Below are 16,317 nucleotides of genomic sequence, written 5' to 3' on the forward strand. Positions count from 1 at the left end.
GAGACACCATGCTTACTGCTCCTGACGAGGACGGCCTGCTCGATGTGCTGATCGTCGGCGCCGGCCTCTCGGGCATCGGCGCGGCCGCGATCCTGCAGGCGCGCTGCCCCGGCAAGCGCTACGCCATCCTGGAAGCGCGCGAGGCCATCGGCGGCACCTGGGACCTGTTCCGCTACCCCGGCATCCGCTCCGACTCCGACATGTACACGCTGGGCTATGGCTTCAAGCCCTGGCGCGATGCCAAGGCGATCGCCGATGGGCCGTCGATCCTGCACTACATCCGCGAGACCGCGCGCGAGCACGGCATCGGGCAGCACATCCGCTACGGCCACAAGGTGGTGCGCGCCGACTGGTCGAGCGAGCAGGCCTGCTGGACCATCCACGCCGTGCATGCGCCGGGCGGCGAAACGCGCACCGTACGCGCCCGCTTCCTGTACATGTGCAGCGGTTACTACAGCTACGACCACGCCTACCGCCCAGAATTCGATGGCGAGGACGCCTACCGCGGACGCATCGTGCAGCCGCAGTTCTGGCCGCGCGACCTCGATTACAGCGGCAAGCGGGTGGTCGTGGTCGGCAGCGGCGCCACCGCCGTGACCCTGGTGCCGGCGATGGCGAGCCAGGCCGCCCACGTGACCATGCTGCAGCGCTCCCCGACCTATGTGGTGGCGCGTCCGTCCGAATACGGCTTCGCCCGGCGCCTGCAACAGCGGCTGCCGCCGAAGGCCGCCTACTGGGCCACGCGCTGGCGCGTGATCCTGGAATCGATGCTGCTCTACCGCCTGGCGCGCGCCAGGCCGGCGCTGGCCAGGCAGCGCATCGTCGACATGGCCCGCCACGAGCTGGAGCCGGGCTTCGACGTCGCCACCCATTTCACGCCCAGCTACAAGGTCTGGGACCAGCGCGTCTGCGTGGTGCCCGACGGCGACCTGTTCCGGGCGATCCGCAAGGGCCAGGCCTCGGTCGTTACCGACCACATCGCGCGCTTCACCGAGCGCGGCCTGCTGCTGCAGTCCGGCCGGGAACTCGAGGCCGACGTGGTCGTCATGGCCACCGGCCTGAGCCTGTCCATCCTCGGGGGCGCCGCCATCAGCGTCGACGGCAAGCCCTTCGCGCCGAACGAGGCGATGTCGTACAAGGGCATGATGCTGTCGGACTTGCCGAACTGCGTGATGAGCTTCGGCTACACCAATGCCTCGTGGACCCTGAAGGCCGACCTCACGGCCGAGTGGGTGTGCCGCCTGCTGAAGCACATGGACAAGAAGGGCCAGGACGTCGCCGTGGTGCGGCGCGAGCCGGGGGTGGCGCCCGCGCCCTTCCTCAGCTTCACCTCCGGCTATGTGCAGCGCGCCGCCGCCCTGCTGCCGCAGCAGGGTTCGCGCCGCCCCTGGCAGGTCTATCAAAACTATTTGCAGGACATGATGACGATCCGGTTCGGCCGCATCGCCGACGGCATCATCCGCTTTGGAAGCAAAGGAACCGCCTCTTGAAGGTCTCGAACCGTGTAGCCCTGATCACCGGCGCCGGCAGCGGCATCGGCCGCGCCACCGCCCTGGCGCTGGCGCGCCGCAGCTGCCACCTAGCGCTGGCCGACATCAACGCCGGGGGCCTGAAGGAAACGGCCTGGATGCTCGCCAACCTGGGCGTGCGCGTCACCACCCACCCCCTCGACGTGGCCGACCGCGAAGCCGTGCAGGCCCTGCCCGCCGAAATCGAGGCCGCCCACGGCCGCCTCGACATCCTGATGAACAACGCCGGGGTCGCCCTGGGCGGCAGCTTCGAGCAGGTGTCGGAAGCCGACTTCGACTGGCTGATGGACATTAACTTCAATGGCGTGGTGCGCATGACGCGCGCCTTCCTGCCGCTGCTGCGGCGCAGCGACGACGCGCGCGTGGTGAACGTGTCGAGCATCTACGGCATCGTCTCGCCGCCGGGCCAGTCGGCCTACTCGGCCAGCAAGTTCGCGGTGCGCGGCTTTTCCATGGCCCTGCGCCACGAGCTCGAAGGCAGCACCGTCGGCGTGAGCGTGGTGCACCCGGGCGGCGTGGCGACCTCTATCGCGCGCAACGCCCGCATCCCGGCCGGCGCACCGCCCGAGGAAATCGAACGTGGGCGTAAAATCGCGGAACGCCTGCTGCGCCTGGCGCCGGAAGAAGCCGGCGAGATCATCGCGCGCGGCATCGAGCGGCGCGACGCCCGCATCCTGGTCGGCAGCGACGCCAAGGCCGTCTCCATCCTCGAACGCCTGTCGCCGGTGAACTACTGGCGCTACCTGAAGAAAGCGACTTCCCGATGAAAGCACTGTTGTTCGTTCTCGGCCTGGTGGCCCTGGTCGTGCTCGGCCTGGCCTGGTTCACGCGGCGCACCGCGGCGCGCATCGTGCAGTACCTGCCGGCGAAAGGCCGCTTCGTCGACGTGCCGGGCGGACGCCTGCACGTGCGCGAGAGCGGCGACGCGCAGGCCCCGGCGGTGCTGCTGGTGCACGGCCTCGGCGGCCAGATGAGCCACTTCGACTACGGCCTGGCCGAGCGGCTGTCGGCGTCGTTCCGCGTGGTGGTGGTCGACCGCCCCGGTTCCGGCCATTCGCTGCGCGACGAGATGACCTCGGCCGACGTCTCGACCCAGGCGCAGGCGCTGGCGGTATTGATCGACAAGCTGGGACTGGGCCGTCCGACGGTGGTCGGCCATTCGCTCGGCGGCGCGATCGCGCTGGCGCTGGCGGTCGAGCACCCGCAGTCGGTGGGCGCCCTGGCCCTGGTGGCGCCGCTGACCCATGCGCCGGAAACGGCGCCGCAGGTGTTCAGGGCGCTGACCATCGAGACGCGCTGGGTGCGCACCCTGTTCGCCTGGACCCTGGCCACGCCGGGCGCAATTGCCGGCAGCAAGAAGGTGCTGGCGGCCGTGTTCGCGCCGGAACAGGCGCCGGCCGACTTCGCGGTCAAGGGCGGCGGGCTGCACAGCCTGCGTCCTTCGCAATTCCTGGCCGCCTCGAACGACCTGCAGGCGATCCCGCTGCGCATGCCGCTTGTGCAGGGCCGCTACGCCGAACTGGCGCTGCCGGTGAGCGTTCTGTACGGGCGCCAGGACGCCATCCTCGGCTGGCAGGAAAATGGCCAGGCCCTGGTCGACAAGGTACCGGGCGCGCGCCTCGAACTGGTGGAGGGTGGGCACATGCTGCCGGTGACCCAGCCGCTGGTGGTGGCCGATTTCGTCGAGCGCGCGGCGCGTGCGGTGGCGCCGCAACAGCGGGCGGGGTGACGCCCCGGCGTATTGGTGGGTTGGGGGACCCCACCAAAAANGTGACCCAGCCGCTGGTGGTGGCCGATTTCGTCGAGCGCGCGGCGCGTGCGGTGGCGCCGCAACAGCGGGCGGGGTGACGCCCCGGCGTATTGGTGGGTTCGAGAACCCACCCTACATGTGAATGCTGCGCCGGCAACCCGCCGCCGCTGTAGGGTGGGTTCTCGAACCCACCATCCACTATGCCGGCTCGCCGGCGCGTTTTCGTTGCTTCCCGACTCGGCTTGGCTCTACACTGGCGCTGGCGCCCGGCCGTCGAGCCGGGTTTTTCGCAACCGACCTCCAACCCGGCCACCATGCTGACCGCGCTCGACAAGCTCCTGCTCGACGACCGCCCGCGCCAGCTGGCCGGCCTGCGCCGCGGCCTGCTCGAATTCTGGTACTTCGGCATCAAGCAGGCGCGCGCCTGCCTGTTCGTGTTCACCTTCATGGCCGCCGTGCTCCTGATGCCGCGCACCGGCATCGCCGGCATCCCGCGCTACGACCTGCTGCTGGTGGTGGCGCTGGCGATCCAGCTCGGCATGGTCTGGACCAGACTGGAAACCTGGGACGAACTGAAGGCGGTCTGCCTGTTCCATGCGGTCGGCTTCGCGCTGGAAGCCTTCAAGGTGTCGGGCAGCATCCAGTCCTGGACTTACCCGGACTTCGCCTATACCAAGGTGCTGGGCGTGCCGCTGTTTTCGGGCTTCATGTACGCCGCCATCGGCAGCTACATCATCCAGGCCTGGCGCATGCTGGACCTGCGCGTGCGTCATCACCCGCCCTACTGGATGGCCGCCACCATCGCGATCCTGATCTACGCGAACTTCTTCACCCACCACACCATCGGCGACTACCGCTGGTACCTGGCCGCCTGCGCGCTCGGGCTGTATTCGCGCACGGTCGTCATCTACCGCCCGCTCGACCGCGAACGCCAGATGCCGCTGCTGCTCGGCTTCGTGCTGATCGGCTTCTTCATCTGGCTGGCCGAGAACATCGGCACCTTCTGGGGCGTGTGGCGCTACCCGAACCAGCTGGGAGCGTGGTCGCTGGTCCACCTGAGCAAATGGAGCTCGTGGTCGCTGCTGGTGATCATGACCTTTACCATCGTGGCCAGCCTGAAGCACGTGAAGGCGAAGATTCATATTCCGGAGGCGTGAGCACCGAGCCGGCGACCGCGTTCACGCCTCGGCGTCGCCGTCCGCCTCGATCTCGCCCGGCTCGTAGCGGATGATGTCGCCGGGCTGGCAATCGAGCCGCTCGCAGATCTTCGACAGCGTCGAAAAGCGGATGCCCTTCACCTTGCCGGACTTGAGCAGGCTGAGGTTCTGTTCGGTGATGCCGACGTAGCTCGCCAGCTCCTTCGACTTCACCTTGCGCTGGGCCAGCATCACATCGAGATACAGGACGATCGCCATTAGACGAAGCCCTCGTTGTCCTCGGCGATGCGGCGCGCCTGGTGCATCATCGATGCGACCAGGAAGAACAGCGCACACACCAGCACCAGCGTCAGTTCTTCCGAGGAGACACCGACATTCACCGCACGGCCGCTGTCGCCGAAGCCGATCTTCCAGACCAGGGCGCGCAGCGCCGGCTCGACGATGGTCAGCACCAGGGTGGCGAGCACCCCACCGGAAAAGGCCTTCATGTGGCCGACGGTCGCTTGCGCGAACATCTGGCCGCGTGCGCAGGCGCCCAGCATCAGGTCGAGGCGCCACAGCGCATAGGCCAGGGTGAACAGGGCCGGCAGCGCACAGGCCAGGCCGGACCAGCGCAAGGCTGGCGCCAGGCCGGCCACCACGCCCGGCGCCAGCCCGCGCGGCGTAAAGGTGACGGCAACCGGGCCAAGCTGCGTGGCATCCGCGAACACCCACGACAGCAGGAAGTAGCCGAGCTGCAGCAATGCCAGCAGTACGCAAAGCACGCGCACAAGGCGCGCATAACGGCGATGTGCCAACGTTGACTTATCGTTATCCATTGCTTTATTATCGTTTTACGTTAAGTAGTTACCCTATAACGATCAGTATAACAGGAGCTTCGATGCGTTTACCCTTGCTGGCGGCCTGCATGTTCTTGTCCCTCGCGCTGACCGGATGCGCCAGCATCCGCGTGACCGAAGCGCACTTCCTGAAACCGGATGCACCCGGAGCGATCCAGCCCGAGCGTTACGCCGCCGACGGCATCACGGAGCTCAGCGTGGTCCGTCCGGACGGCGCCGTCCTGAACGGCGTCCTGCTCGGACAGCCGGGCGCGCGCACGACCATCCTGTACTACGGCGGCAACGTGTTCCACCTCGACCAGCACGCGCAGGCCTTGCTGCCGGTACTGGCTGCCTGCGGGACCAACGTCGCCGTCTTCGACTACCGCGGCTACGGCCGCAGCAGCGGCAAGCCGACCGTCGCCCACATGCAGGACGACGCCCTGGCCATGTTCGATGCCGTGGATGCCCGCTTCCCGGGCCGGGTGATCGTGCACGGGCAGTCGCTGGGCAGCTTCATGGCGGCGCACGTCGCGGCCAGCCGCCCGGTGCTGGCGACGGTGCTGGAAACCACTGCCACCAGCGCCGCCGAACTGGTCGAAGCCCAGGTGCCGTGGTATGCCGCGCCCTTCCTGACGATCGAGATGGACCCGGCGCTGCGCCAGGTCGACAACCGGGCGGCGGCGGCGCGTTTCCAGGCCGCGACCCTGGTGATCGCCGCCGGGCGCGACAAGATGACCCCGCCGAAACTGGGCAAGAAGGTGTTCGAGGCGATTGCGCGCCCGGACAAGCAGTTGCTGATGCTCGAGGACGCGGGCCACAATGACGCCCTGCGCGCACGAGGCGCGCAGGGGGCCTATTGTAGATTCTTGCAGTCCGTGTAGGACAATTTACTGCGCGCTCACCAGCCAGCAAGCCGCACGAAACGATACCGACTCTCCGCTGACAAAGGCATTGAAGGCGGTGTGCACTTTACTGATCACACCTTCGCGCGTGACCGTATCGACTGAATCCAGCGCCCGCCCCACCGGCCCCATGCGGCTCAGGTAGCCGATGAGCTCGCTTTCGGGAAAACGGCACGGCACATCGACCGGCTCCATCCTCACATCGCGCCAGCCCGCACGGGTGACGATGTCGCGCACCCGCCCCTCACGCGCAAATCCGAACTGCCCGGCCTCGTCGGTCTGACGGACCGGCAGGCCCGGCAACAAGGGCCGCGCCGCGTGCTCGGCGGCCGTCATGAAGGGGTTTTCCTCGGCAGAGCGCCAGACAACGACGTGCAGGCGTCCGCCGGAGCGCGTGGCTTGCCGCAGGTTGGCAAACGCCGCCACCGGATCGTCGAAGAACATCACGCCGAAGCGCGACACGACCACGTCGAACGTGCCCGGCTCGAAGCGGTGGTGCTGGGCATCCGCGCACACGAAATCGACCGGCAATCCCTCCTGCCCCGCTTGCCGGCGGGCGCTGGCGATCATCGGCTCCGAGATATCGATGCCGGTGCACCGGGCGCCGCGTCCCAGCCGGCGCGCCAGGGCCAGCGTGGTGCCGCCCGTGCCGCAGCCGACATCGAGCACCCGCGTGGCCGCGCCCGATGCCGCCGCATTCACCAGCAGCGTCTCGATCTGCCGGAACATCTGGTCGATGACGGCCTGTTCCTCCACCCAGGCGTTGCCGGCGCCGCTGTTCCACAACGCGCCCTGCCCGCTCGCTTGCGTTCCCATGGTCTGACTCCTTGTCTGAAATACATGCCTGGTGCTATCGTGCCAGCTCAAGTGGACTTGAAGTCAAGGACGATCGATGGACATTGGTGAAGTCGCCGCGCGCTCCGGCCTGCCCGCCTCGACGCTGCGCTATTACGAGGACAAGGGACTGATCGCCTCGACCGGCCGGCGCGGCCTGCGCCGCGTGTTCGACCGGGGCGTGCTCGAACGCCTGGCCCTGATCGCCCTGGGGCGCGCCTCCGGCTTTTCGCTGGCCGAGATCGCCGGCATGTTGTCGGCAGACGGCAAGCTGGCCATCGACCGTACCCTGCTGGACGCCAAGGCCAACGAGCTCGACCACACGATCCGCAAACTGACCGCCCTGCGCGATGGCCTGCGCCATGCCGCCGCCTGCTCGGCGCCCAGCCACCTGGAATGCCCGCGCTTCCGGCGCATTCTTGCCGGGGCGGCGAAGCCGGGAGCGCGTGCAAAAGGCACAAGCCCGAAGCAAGCCCCCGGTCTCGTGAACAAGCGCGCAGCGCCGCACTGCTGAGCCCGGCAGAGCGGCGAAGGATGGGTTAAGATCGCCCGTCCCCGGCGGCAATGCAGACCTGCGCCGGCCTTCCTCGATCATGCCGCCCGGCGGCGCAGCCAGACCATGTTTTCGATCATCCTGAACGTCATCGGTTCCCTCTTCCACTTCTACGTCGCCCACCGCATCTACCGCGTCGGCCCGGTCCGCGGTCGCATCTCTCCGCGCGCCTGGTGGCTCGGCGCCATCGTCGTCTGGGCTATCTACCTGTGGGGCGTGCGCCTGGGCGACGAGGCGATCGACTGGCGCTGGTGGCCCGGCCAGTTCGCGATGACCTGGCTCGGCGTGCTGTTTCTGATGACCCTGTGCCTGCTGGTGGCCGACCTGCTCACCGGCTTCGGCCTGTGGTGGCGCGCGCGGGCGCCGCGCCTGCTCGGCATCGCGGCCGTGGCCGGGGTGATGGTGAGCGGCTTCGCCATCTTCCAGGCGGTGCGCGCACCGGCGATCAGCCAATACGAAGTCAGCGTGAAGAACCTGCCGAAGGAGCTGGACGGCATGGTGCTGGTGGCGGTGTCCGACCTGCACCTGGGCGCCCAGCGCCGCTCCGCCTGGATGGCGCAGCGGGTCGCGCAGATCAATGCCCTGCAGCCGGCGGCCGTGCTGATGGTGGGCGACCAGGTCGAGGACAATCCGCTGGGCGAGCCGGAACTGGCCGGCGTACTGCGACAACTGAAAGCACCGCGCGGCGTGTTGGCGGTGACCGGCAACCACGAGTTCTACGGCGACGTCGACACGACCATCACCGAGTTCAGCGCCGGCGGCGTGCGCTGGCTGCGCAACGAACAGGTGGAACTGGCGCCGGGCCTGCTGCTGGCGGGGGTCGACGACATCGGCCGCACCATGCGCGGCGGCGGCGAATTCCTGGGCGGGCTGGACAAGGTGGTGCCGCGCGATAGCGGCGTGGCCACCATCCTGCTGTGCCATATTCCGGCCACCCGCATCGTCGAGGGCGCGGCCGCGCGCGGCGTCGACCTGATGCTGTCCGGGCACACCCACGGCGGCCAGATCTGGCCGTTCAACTACCTTGTGCAGCGCCAGTTCCCGCGCTACATGGGCGAGTACAAGGTGGGCGACATGGCGCTTGTGGTCAGCCGCGGCGCCGGTGGCTGGGGGCCGCGCATGCGCTTGTGGCAGCCCGGCGAGATCGTCAAGCTGACCCTGCGTTCCGGCAGCTGAACGACGGTCCGGCTGGGTCAGCCGTCGATCGCCCGCGCCAGTGCCGCGCGCGCCAGCAGGCGCGTCGAATCGAGCGTCGGCAAACGTGAATTCGTGTGGTTGATGACCAGCGGAATTTCGGTACAGCCGAGCACGACCGCGTCGCAGCCTTCGGCGGCAAGTCCCCCGATCACGCCTTGGAAGCGCGGCACGGCTTCGGGCTTGATGTCGCCGCGGACCAGCTCGTCCATGATGAGACGGTTGATATCCTCGCGCTCTTCGGGCGGCGGCCGCAGGCATGCGATGCCCAGCGGCGCCAGGCGCTCCGGGTAGACGTCGCTCTCGACCAGCCAGCGTGTGCCGAGGAGGCCGAGTTTCCGGTAGCCGCGCGCCTGCGCCTGGGCGGCGACCGCGTCGACGATGTGCAGCCAGGGCAGCGGCGTGCGCACTTCGATCAGGGGCAGCGCCTGGTGGATCGTGTTGTCCGGGCAGATCAGGAAGTCGGCGCCGCTGCGCGCCAGTTTTTCGCTCGATGCCAACATCAGCTCGCCCACGCCCTCCCAGTCGCCCGCCTCGATGCAGGCGACGTAGTCGGCCAGCGAATGGGTGTGCATGCTGATTTCCGGGTGGGCATGCGGACCGAGCTGCTCCGCGCCTTCGATGCAGATGGTGCGGTAGCACAGGGCCGTGCCCTCGGCCGAGCAGGCGACAATACCGATGTGTTGCGTCATGCTGGTTCGCTCTCGCTTGTTGTGCTTTCTTGATAGCGCCGGCACCGCTGCGCGGGCGGACGAGTGCACGTGATGACGCGCCCGGACGGCATGCCGCCCGGGCGTGGGTCGTGCTCACGGCACCCGGCGCCCGGCGCCGGTCCGGACGGCCTGCTTAACGGTTACCCGAGCCGCTATCCGACTCGTTCGCGCCGCGCGCTTCCGACTGGGCTTGCTGCTCGTCTTTTTGCCGATTACCCGCACCGTTGCCGCTCAGGCTGCCGATGCCGGCCATGCCGGTCTGGATCTCTCCCTTGCCTTTCGGGTTCTGGAAGCCTTCGGCGCCGCCCTTCTCGTCCGCACCGGATGCCAGCAGATCGTCGGTGCGCGTGTCCTGCTGGCTGCTGCCGGCATCGGTATTGCCCGACATGCTGCCGATGTCACCCGTGCCGCCGGTGCCCATGCTGCCGGCACTGCTGGTGCCATCCTTGGTCACCTGGTCCCAGGAACGGCCTTTCACATCCTTCGGGTTGTCTTTCGTATCCATGGTGCTTCCTCCGTATCGTTACAGTAGTTTCCATACTACCGTTCCAGCAGAGTGAGGCAATAGGTACACGGGCGATGCGGTTGTAGGACTAGCCGCACGGAGTACGTGCAGGCAACGGATTACCCGGCGGCCTTCGGAATGCGCTCGAGCTGGAGGCGCGCCAGGGTCGGATACAGCGGCGGGCTGATCAGGCGCGACACGAAGCTCGCCACAAGCGCGCAACTCATCAGGCTGAGCACCATCGCGTGGCCGTTGACCATCTCCATCACGATGATGAAGGCGGTCAGGGGCGCCTGGGTGGCCGCGGCCAGGAAGCCGACCATGCCCAGCGCGATCAGCGCCGGCACCTGGGTGTGGAAGACCAGCAGGGCCACGTCGTTGCCGAGCGCGGCGCCGATCGCCAGCGAAGGCGCGAAGATACCGGCCGGCACGCCCGACCAAGTGGAGAGCCAGGTGGCCACGAATTTGAAGAGCACATACACCGGCTGCATGACTTCGCTGCCCTCGACCATGGCGCGCGTCGATTCGTAGCCGGAACCGAAGGTGGCGCCGCCGGTCACGACGCCGATCACCGCCACCAGCAGGCCGCAGACGGCGGCAAACAGCACCGGGCGGCTGCGGCGCAGGCGGCTCATCGGGTCGTTGCCAAGCCCGCGCAGCGAGGTGATCAGCAGGCGCGAAAACAGTCCGCCGGCCACCCCGGCCAGCAGGGTCAGCACCAGGCCCGGCAGCAACAGGTTGAAGTCGAGCGAGGCCACGCGGATGATGCCGAAATAGGTGGCGTTGCCGTAGACCGACACCGCGATCATGCCGGCGAGCACGATGGCCGTGATGATCAGGCCGCTGTTGCGCTGTTCCGGCGAGCGCGCCAGTTCCTCGATGGCGAACACGACGCCGGCCAGCGGCGTATTGAAGGCGGCGGCGATGCCGGCCGCGCCGCCGGCCACCAGCAAACCATGGACGTTCATGCGGCGCAGGTCGGGCACCAGGCGCCGCGCCTGCAGCATGACGCCGGCGGCGATCTGCACCGATGGCCCTTCGCGGCCGAGCGACAGGCCGGCAAGCAGGCCGCCCGTGGTCAGGGCGATCTTGGCCAGGCTCAGCCGCAACGACACGAACAGGCCGCGCGAACCGGCGCCCGAATCGAGCGCCGCCATCACCTGCGGGATGCCGGAGCCGGCCGCGCCGGGAACGAAGCGCCGGGTCAGCCACACGATGCCGGCCGCCAGCAACGGGGTCCACAGCAAGGGAAACCACCAGCCGATGCTGCGCACATCCTGGAAGATACGGAAGGCATGTTCGGCAAGGGCGGTGAAGGCGACGATGACCAGGCCGGAGGCCACGGCCAGCGCCACCACGACGGCGCGCGCCCACCATGTGCGCCAGTCCGAGAATTCGGTGCGCATCGCGAGGCGCCAGTCGTGTCCGCGTCCGCCCTTGGCGTGTGGTGGCTGGGGCGGTTCCTGCTGTTCCGGTGGCGGGGCGCCCGGATCGGTCGGTGTCATGTGCAGCTTTGTCGGGAATAAAAAAACGAGCCCGCAGGCTCGCTTCCAAGACTACTCCTGCTCGCGCGGTTTGACAACTCCATTTGCACAAATAGAGTTGACTATCGCGCGAGCGGCAGCGGATTACTTGTCCTTGTACAGCACGCGGCCCGACAGCTTGATGGTGCCCTGGCCGGTGGCCATGTCTTCGCCGCCGGTCAGGATGCCGCCGCCGGTGATCTTGGCGTACTTGCCGGTGCCGCCGGTCACCTGGAAGGTGGCGCCCGAGAACACGTACTGGGTACCCTGGCCGGTCGGCACGAACTGGCCGCTGTAATTGGCGTAGATCTGGTCGCCCGAGGTGGTCATGACCACGAACTTGCCGCCGCTGAAATTAAACAGCGGGCCGATCGGCGTGATGCAGTCGGTGCCGATGAAGACGACCTTGCCCATGAGCGCACTGTTGCCGTGGCCGCTGATCGTGCCGCCGAACTTCGACAGGCAACGGCTTGCCGGGCCGACTTCCTCGACCAGGACGCCTTCGATCTCGAGCGGCTTGTAGGTCCATCCGCCGGCCGCGGCATGGGCCGAGGCAGCCAGCAGGACGGAAGCAGACAGCACGCGCAGGGGTTTTTTGAACATGAACATCTCCAGTGGTGGTTGTGTAAAATCCAATACTATCTTTTTTGCAAAAATTTACGCGCACACTCAGCAGTTCGTGCGCGGCCATGCCCGTGGCATGACCAGCCGCGCTGGCGTGCGCCCACGCCGCTCAGGCTACGTTACAAAGAACAACTCATCAGACTGGAGAATCCATGCGCATCGCCACCTTCAACGTCAACGGCATCGGCAGCCGCTTGCCCGCCCTGCTCCAGTGGCTGGAAGAAACCAGGCCGGACGTCGCCTGTTTGCAGGAACTGAAGGCGCCGCAGGAACGCTTTCCGCTGGCGGAGATCAACGCCGCCGGCTATGGCGCCATCTGGCATGGCCAGAAAAGCTGGAACGGCGTGGCGATCCTGGCGCGCGGCGTCGACCCGGTCGAGGTCACGCGCGGGCTGCCGGGCGACCCCAGCGACGAACAGAGCCGCTATATCGAGGCGGTGGTCAACGACATCGTGGTTTGCGGGCTGTACCTGCCGAACGGGAATCCGGCGCCGGGGCCGAAGTTCGACTACAAGCTGGCCTGGTTCGAGCGGCTGATCGCGCGCGCGGCGCAGTTGCTGGAGACCGGGGCGCCGGTGGTGATTGCGGGTGACTACAACGTCATGCCGACCGAGCTCGACGTATACAAGCCCGAGCGCTGGGGCGACGATGCGCTGTTCCGGCCGGAGACGCGCGAGGCCTTCCACCGGCTGGTGGCGCAGGGCTGGACCGATGCGCTACGCACCATGCATCCGGGCGAAGTGATTTATACCTTCTACGATTATTTCCGGAATGCGTATGGGCGCAATGCCGGCCTGCGGATCGACCATCTGCTGCTCAGCCCGAGCCTGGCGCCGGCCTTGACGGCGGCCGGGACCGATCACGAGGTGCGTGGGCGGGAGAAGCCGAGCGATCACGTGCCGACGTGGGTAGAGCTGGATTTGTCGAAGCTGAAAAAATAGTGTTAACGTGACCCGTACGGTGGGCACTCCGTGCACACGCGGAACGCGCCGCTGTGTTGGCGGCGTTTGGACCCGGGATGCGGCCGTTTGCAGGCGCCTCCAAATGATCATTCGAGACGCTTCGATGGGCCGACAATTCCGGCGGAAGTGATGCCAACGATGTGCGCCGTTCCGCGTGGGCACTTCGTCATTGATGCCCCCAGCATCAATGACCCCACCGTACGGTCAAGGTTTCGGGCCAGGCTTGGTCCCGGAGGCGTTCAACGGTTACTGCGATCCGCCAGAAACTGCTGCGCACGCGGATGCTGCGGCTGCGTGAAGAACTGCTCCGGCGTCCCCTTCTCCAAAATCTTCCCCTCGGCCATGAACAGGATCCGGTCCGCGACATCCCGCGCAAACCCCATCTCATGCGTCACGCACACCATGGTCATGCCCTCCCCGGCCAGCCTGCGCATCACCTGCAGCACCTCGCCCACCATCTCGGGATCGAGCGCGCTGGTCGGCTCGTCGAACAGCATGATCGGCGGGCGCATTGCCAGCGCGCGGGCAATCGCCACCCGCTGCTGCTGGCCGCCGGACAGCTGGTGCGGATAGGCATCGGCCTTGTGCGCCAGCCCCACGCCCTCGAGCAGCTCCATCGCATACGCCCTTGCCTCGGCCTTGCTGGCGCGCTTCAGGTTCACCGGCGCCAGCATGCAGTTCTCCAGCGCCGTCAGATGCGGGAACAGGTTGAACTGCTGGAACACGAAGCCGATCCCGGCGCGCAGCGCGTTCGCATCGAGCCCACGCGCATGGATGTCGCGGCCGTCGACGGCAATGCGGCCGCCGTCGATTTCCTCCAGCCGGTTCAGGGTACGGATCAGGGTCGATTTACCGGAACCCGAAGGCCCGCACACGACCACGACTTCGTTCTTGGCGACGGTTTCGGTCACGTCGACCAGCGCGTGATACGCGCCGTACCACTTGTTGACTTGTTCGAGAACGATCATCGTTCACCTCTCTTTACAGCGAAATGGGTGTGACCCGCGCGGCGCGGCCGCCGAGGCGGCGTCCCAGCAGGAAGGCCAGCCGCGACAGGCCGAAGCACAGCACGAAATAGGTCAGCGCCAGGATGATGTAGACCTCGACCGCCTTGGTGAACACCAGGGTATTCACCTGGGTGGCGATGAACGACACTTCGGACAGGCCGATGATGTAGCCCAGCGAGGTCGCCTTGATAGTCGACACCAGCTGGTTGAACAGCGACGGCAGCACATGCTTCAGCGCCTGCGGCAGCAGCACCAGGCGCAGCGCCTGGAAATAACCCAGGCCGAGCGAACGGGCACTTTCCAGCTGCCCTTTCGGCAGCGCGCGGATGCCGGCGGCGACGATCTCGGCCAGGTAGACCGCGTCGAACAGCACCAGCGTCATCAGCATGGTGGTGGCTTGCCCGGTCTTCACGCCGGTCACGGCCGGCAGGAAGAAGTAGGCCCAGAATACGACCAGCAGCAGCGGCACGGCGCGCACCACCTGCACCAGCGCCGTCACCGGCCAGCGCACGGCGCGGTAAGGGCTGACGCGCGCCACGCCCAGCAGCAAGCCGAGCGGCATCGCCAGCACCAGGGCGCCGGCCGACAGCAGGATGGTCAGCGAGAGGCCGCCCAGCGGTCCGTTCGGGTATTGGCCGACAAGGAAGTACAGCCAGTATTCCTGGATCAGTTCGATCATGATCGTCCCCTTACACCGTACGCACCGGGAAGCGGCGCTGATACAGCTGCGCGGCCAGGGAAATCAGCAGCGACACCGTCAGGTAGGCCAGTGTCGCGAACGTGAACGCTTCCACGCTGCGGAAACTCGCCGTTTCCACACGCGCGGCCTGGTACATCATCTCGGCGGCGCCGATCACGGTGGCGACGCTGGTGTCCTTCCACAAATTGACGGTTTGCGACAGCAGCGGCGGCACCGAGATACGGATCGCCTGCGGCATCAGCACCAGGCGCACGGCGGCGAAGCGTCCCAGGCCGAGCGAGCGCGCCGCTTCCAGCTGCGCGGCCGGCACGGCGCGGATGCCGCTGCGGATGTCCTCGGCCATGTGCACGCCGGCATACAGGCTCAGGGCGATCACGGCGCAGATGGCTTCCGGGTTGCTGTCGTAGAGCGCCATCCTGACCGGTTCGGGCAGCAGCTCGGGGAAGGCGAAGTACCAGAACAGCAAATGGGCCAGCAGCGGCACGTTGCGGATGCCTTCGACGATGACGGCGCCGACCGATTGCAGCACCCGGTTCGGCGAGCTGCGCATCAGCGCGAGGAGCGCGCCAAACGGCAAGGCCAGCACGAAGCTGGCCGCCGTCAACTGCAGGGACAGGATGAAACCCTGTACCAGCCAGTCATGGTACTGGCCGGATTGCAGGATGCTGGGATCGAAAAACGTCAAGGCTTACTGCTCAGATCTTGTCGGTGCTGATAGTGAACGTGCGCTTGGCCATGTTCGGGCGGGTGCCCGGCCCATACCACTTGTTGAACAGGCCGTTGGCCGCGCCGCTGGCTTCCAGTTCGCGCAGGGTGGCGTCGACCACACCCTTCAGGTTCTTCTCGCCCTTGCGCAGGCCGAGGGCGATCGACTCGACGCCGATGCTGGTCGGCAGGATGGTGAAGTTCTTCGCCGCCGGACCCAGCTTGCCGTAGTCGGCCAGCAGCGAGGATTCGTCGTTCACGTAGGCGATGCCCTTGCCCTGCTGCAGCGCCTGGAAGGCTTGCTGGGTGTTTTCGAAGGTGACGATATTCGCCGTCGGCACGGCGGCGCGGATATTCGTTTCCTGGGTGCCGCCACGGACGGTGACGACCTTCTTGCCGGCCAGTTGCGGCAGCGCGGTGATGCCGCTGGCGGCGCGCACCATGACTTTCGAACCGGTGACGAAATGGGTCAGCGCGAAGTCGACCTGGGACTCGCGTTCCTTGTTGTGGGTAAGCGTGGCGGCCAGCACGTCGACGTGGCCCTGCTGCAGCTCCGGAATGCGGGCGGCCACCGACAATTGCTTGAACACCGGCTTGACGCCGATCTTCTTGGCCACGGCCTTGGCCAGGTCGATCTCGTAGCCGACCAGTTCGCGGGTTTTCGGATCGATGAAGCTGTTCGGCTCGTCCGTGCCGAGCACGCCGAACACGATCTCGCCCTTCTTCTTGATGTCGGCCAGCTGGTCGGCATGAGCGGCATTCGCGAAGGCGAACTGGGCGCAAAGCGCGATGGCGCAGCTGGCAAGGGAAAAGCGCAGGGTACGGCTGGTGGCCATGA

The 16,317-nt window shown here is 67.2% G+C and carries 19 protein-coding genes; 8 read left to right on the forward strand and 11 right to left on the reverse strand.

All coding sequences use genetic code 11. The features are described from left to right. The first annotated feature begins 8 nt into the window (after positions 1 to 8). The 4 genes from QPK31_RS09510 to QPK31_RS09525 all read left to right on the forward strand — a co-directional run bounded on the left by QPK31_RS09510 (position 9) and on the right by QPK31_RS09525 (position 4,436). Complete coding sequence (locus tag QPK31_RS09510) at positions 9 to 1,490, forward strand: NAD(P)/FAD-dependent oxidoreductase (protein ID WP_290422692.1); 1,482 nt, start codon at positions 9 to 11, stop codon at positions 1,488 to 1,490. Beyond that, positions 1,487 to 2,296 (forward strand): SDR family oxidoreductase, encoded by an 810-nt coding sequence (locus QPK31_RS09515; RefSeq protein ID WP_290422693.1) that lies wholly within the window; start codon positions 1,487 to 1,489, stop codon positions 2,294 to 2,296. The genes QPK31_RS09510 and QPK31_RS09515 overlap by 4 nt, the downstream gene beginning before the upstream one ends. Then, the gene (locus tag QPK31_RS09520) at positions 2,293 to 3,258 is read left to right on the forward strand and encodes an alpha/beta fold hydrolase (protein ID WP_290422694.1); all 966 of its coding nucleotides are present in this window, start codon (positions 2,293 to 2,295) and stop codon (positions 3,256 to 3,258) included. Before QPK31_RS09515 ends, QPK31_RS09520 begins: the two co-directional genes overlap by 4 nt. Positions 3,259 to 3,593: 335 nt before the next feature. Then, positions 3,594 to 4,436 (forward strand): DUF817 domain-containing protein, encoded by an 843-nt coding sequence (locus tag QPK31_RS09525; RefSeq protein ID WP_290422922.1) that lies wholly within the window; start codon positions 3,594 to 3,596, stop codon positions 4,434 to 4,436. Between the two features lie 21 nt (positions 4,437 to 4,457). Here QPK31_RS09525 and QPK31_RS09530 read toward each other — a convergent pair whose 3' ends face one another. Both QPK31_RS09530 and QPK31_RS09535 read right to left on the reverse strand, forming a co-directional pair. Continuing rightward, a complete protein-coding gene (locus QPK31_RS09530; protein ID WP_290422695.1) occupies positions 4,458 to 4,694 on the reverse strand; it encodes a helix-turn-helix transcriptional regulator in 237 nt (78 codons plus the stop codon). Then, a complete protein-coding gene (locus tag QPK31_RS09535) occupies positions 4,694 to 5,200 on the reverse strand; it encodes a hypothetical protein (RefSeq protein ID WP_290422696.1) in 507 nt (168 codons plus the stop codon). Before QPK31_RS09535 ends, QPK31_RS09530 begins: the two co-directional genes overlap by 1 nt. Positions 5,201 to 5,316: 116 nt before the next feature. Here QPK31_RS09535 and QPK31_RS09540 point away from each other — a divergent pair, with 116 nt between their 5' ends. Further along, the gene (locus QPK31_RS09540; RefSeq protein WP_290422697.1) at positions 5,317 to 6,138 is read left to right on the forward strand and encodes an alpha/beta hydrolase; all 822 of its coding nucleotides are present in this window, start codon (positions 5,317 to 5,319) and stop codon (positions 6,136 to 6,138) included. A gap of 6 nt (positions 6,139 to 6,144) precedes the next feature. Here the strand turns inward: QPK31_RS09540 and QPK31_RS09545 are convergent, their stop codons facing one another. Continuing rightward, positions 6,145 to 6,975, reverse strand: coding sequence for a class I SAM-dependent methyltransferase (locus QPK31_RS09545; RefSeq protein ID WP_290422698.1), 831 nt, complete (start codon positions 6,973 to 6,975; stop codon positions 6,145 to 6,147). Positions 6,976 to 7,051: 76 nt separating this feature from the next. Between QPK31_RS09545 and QPK31_RS09550 the strand changes: the two genes are divergently transcribed. Further along, complete coding sequence (locus tag QPK31_RS09550) at positions 7,052 to 7,507, forward strand: helix-turn-helix domain-containing protein (RefSeq protein ID WP_290422699.1); 456 nt, start codon at positions 7,052 to 7,054, stop codon at positions 7,505 to 7,507. Positions 7,508 to 7,612: 105 nt separating this feature from the next. Further along, the gene (locus QPK31_RS09555) at positions 7,613 to 8,722 is read left to right on the forward strand and encodes a metallophosphoesterase (RefSeq protein ID WP_290422700.1); all 1,110 of its coding nucleotides are present in this window, start codon (positions 7,613 to 7,615) and stop codon (positions 8,720 to 8,722) included. A gap of 17 nt (positions 8,723 to 8,739) precedes the next feature. Here the strand turns inward: QPK31_RS09555 and QPK31_RS09560 are convergent, their stop codons facing one another. From QPK31_RS09560 to QPK31_RS09575, 4 genes are all read right to left on the reverse strand, one after another. Beyond that, positions 8,740 to 9,432 (reverse strand): aspartate/glutamate racemase family protein, encoded by a 693-nt coding sequence (locus QPK31_RS09560; RefSeq protein ID WP_290422701.1) that lies wholly within the window; start codon positions 9,430 to 9,432, stop codon positions 8,740 to 8,742. Between the two features lie 154 nt (positions 9,433 to 9,586). After that, positions 9,587 to 9,958: a hypothetical protein gene (locus QPK31_RS09565; protein ID WP_290422702.1), complete on the reverse strand. Its 372-nt coding sequence runs from the start codon at positions 9,956 to 9,958 to the stop codon at positions 9,587 to 9,589. A gap of 119 nt (positions 9,959 to 10,077) precedes the next feature. Next, entirely contained in the window at positions 10,078 to 11,364 is a 1,287-nt protein-coding gene (locus tag QPK31_RS09570) for a chloride channel protein (protein ID WP_290422923.1), read from the reverse strand. A gap of 222 nt (positions 11,365 to 11,586) precedes the next feature. Further along, entirely contained in the window at positions 11,587 to 12,084 is a 498-nt protein-coding gene (locus tag QPK31_RS09575; protein WP_290422703.1) for a hypothetical protein, read from the reverse strand. 173 nt (positions 12,085 to 12,257) lie between these two features. Between QPK31_RS09575 and xth the strand changes: the two genes are divergently transcribed. Further along, positions 12,258 to 13,046: an exodeoxyribonuclease III gene (gene xth, locus QPK31_RS09580; protein ID WP_290422704.1), complete on the forward strand. Its 789-nt coding sequence runs from the start codon at positions 12,258 to 12,260 to the stop codon at positions 13,044 to 13,046. Between the two features lie 260 nt (positions 13,047 to 13,306). On the opposite strand, the gene QPK31_RS09585 is transcribed toward xth, so the two are convergent. The 4 genes from QPK31_RS09585 to QPK31_RS09600 are packed head-to-tail and all read right to left on the reverse strand — an operon-like array spanning position 13,307 to position 16,315. Then, positions 13,307 to 14,035, reverse strand: a complete 729-nt coding sequence (locus tag QPK31_RS09585) for an amino acid ABC transporter ATP-binding protein (RefSeq protein WP_290422705.1) — start codon at positions 14,033 to 14,035, stop codon at positions 13,307 to 13,309. Between the two features lie 13 nt (positions 14,036 to 14,048). Continuing rightward, positions 14,049 to 14,753 carry an amino acid ABC transporter permease gene (locus QPK31_RS09590; RefSeq protein ID WP_290422706.1) on the reverse strand — a complete coding sequence of 235 codons (705 nt, stop codon included), beginning with the start codon at positions 14,751 to 14,753 and terminating at the stop codon, positions 14,049 to 14,051. Between the two features lie 10 nt (positions 14,754 to 14,763). Then, positions 14,764 to 15,459: an amino acid ABC transporter permease gene (locus QPK31_RS09595; RefSeq protein ID WP_290422707.1), complete on the reverse strand. Its 696-nt coding sequence runs from the start codon at positions 15,457 to 15,459 to the stop codon at positions 14,764 to 14,766. Between the two features lie 10 nt (positions 15,460 to 15,469). Next, entirely contained in the window at positions 15,470 to 16,315 is an 846-nt protein-coding gene (locus tag QPK31_RS09600) for an ABC transporter substrate-binding protein (protein WP_290422708.1), read from the reverse strand. Between the last annotated feature and the right edge of the window lie 2 nt (positions 16,316 to 16,317).

Source organism: Massilia sp. YIM B02769 (assembly GCF_030411995.1).
Lineage (GTDB): Bacteria > Pseudomonadota > Gammaproteobacteria > Burkholderiales > Burkholderiaceae_D > Telluria.

What these genes read in the sequence shown, in the direction of transcription:
- QPK31_RS09565 (WP_290422702.1), bottom strand. Translation starts at nt 9,958, where the DNA reads ATGGATACGAAAGACAACCCGAAGGATGTGAAAGGCCGTTCCTGGGAC.
- QPK31_RS09585 (WP_290422705.1), bottom strand. Translation starts at nt 14,035, where the DNA reads ATGATCGTTCTCGAACAAGTCAACAAGTGGTACGGCGCGTATCACGCG.
- QPK31_RS09575 (WP_290422703.1), bottom strand. Translation starts at nt 12,084, where the DNA reads ATGTTCAAAAAACCCCTGCGCGTGCTGTCTGCTTCCGTCCTGCTGGCT.
- QPK31_RS09540 (WP_290422697.1), top strand. Translation starts at nt 5,317, where the DNA reads ATGCGTTTACCCTTGCTGGCGGCCTGCATGTTCTTGTCCCTCGCGCTG.
- QPK31_RS09560 (WP_290422701.1), bottom strand. Translation starts at nt 9,432, where the DNA reads ATGACGCAACACATCGGTATTGTCGCCTGCTCGGCCGAGGGCACGGCC.
- QPK31_RS09590 (WP_290422706.1), bottom strand. Translation starts at nt 14,753, where the DNA reads ATGATCGAACTGATCCAGGAATACTGGCTGTACTTCCTTGTCGGCCAA.
- QPK31_RS09570 (WP_290422923.1), bottom strand. Translation starts at nt 11,364, where the DNA reads ATGCGCACCGAATTCTCGGACTGGCGCACATGGTGGGCGCGCGCCGTC.
- QPK31_RS09545 (WP_290422698.1), bottom strand. Translation starts at nt 6,975, where the DNA reads ATGGGAACGCAAGCGAGCGGGCAGGGCGCGTTGTGGAACAGCGGCGCC.
- QPK31_RS09525 (WP_290422922.1), top strand. Translation starts at nt 3,594, where the DNA reads ATGCTGACCGCGCTCGACAAGCTCCTGCTCGACGACCGCCCGCGCCAG.
- QPK31_RS09510 (WP_290422692.1), top strand. Translation starts at nt 9, where the DNA reads ATGCTTACTGCTCCTGACGAGGACGGCCTGCTCGATGTGCTGATCGTC.
- xth (WP_290422704.1), top strand. Translation starts at nt 12,258, where the DNA reads ATGCGCATCGCCACCTTCAACGTCAACGGCATCGGCAGCCGCTTGCCC.
- QPK31_RS09520 (WP_290422694.1), top strand. Translation starts at nt 2,293, where the DNA reads ATGAAAGCACTGTTGTTCGTTCTCGGCCTGGTGGCCCTGGTCGTGCTC.
- QPK31_RS09550 (WP_290422699.1), top strand. Translation starts at nt 7,052, where the DNA reads ATGGACATTGGTGAAGTCGCCGCGCGCTCCGGCCTGCCCGCCTCGACG.
- QPK31_RS09530 (WP_290422695.1), bottom strand. Translation starts at nt 4,694, where the DNA reads ATGGCGATCGTCCTGTATCTCGATGTGATGCTGGCCCAGCGCAAGGTG.
- QPK31_RS09555 (WP_290422700.1), top strand. Translation starts at nt 7,613, where the DNA reads ATGTTTTCGATCATCCTGAACGTCATCGGTTCCCTCTTCCACTTCTAC.
- QPK31_RS09600 (WP_290422708.1), bottom strand. Translation starts at nt 16,315, where the DNA reads ATGGCCACCAGCCGTACCCTGCGCTTTTCCCTTGCCAGCTGCGCCATC.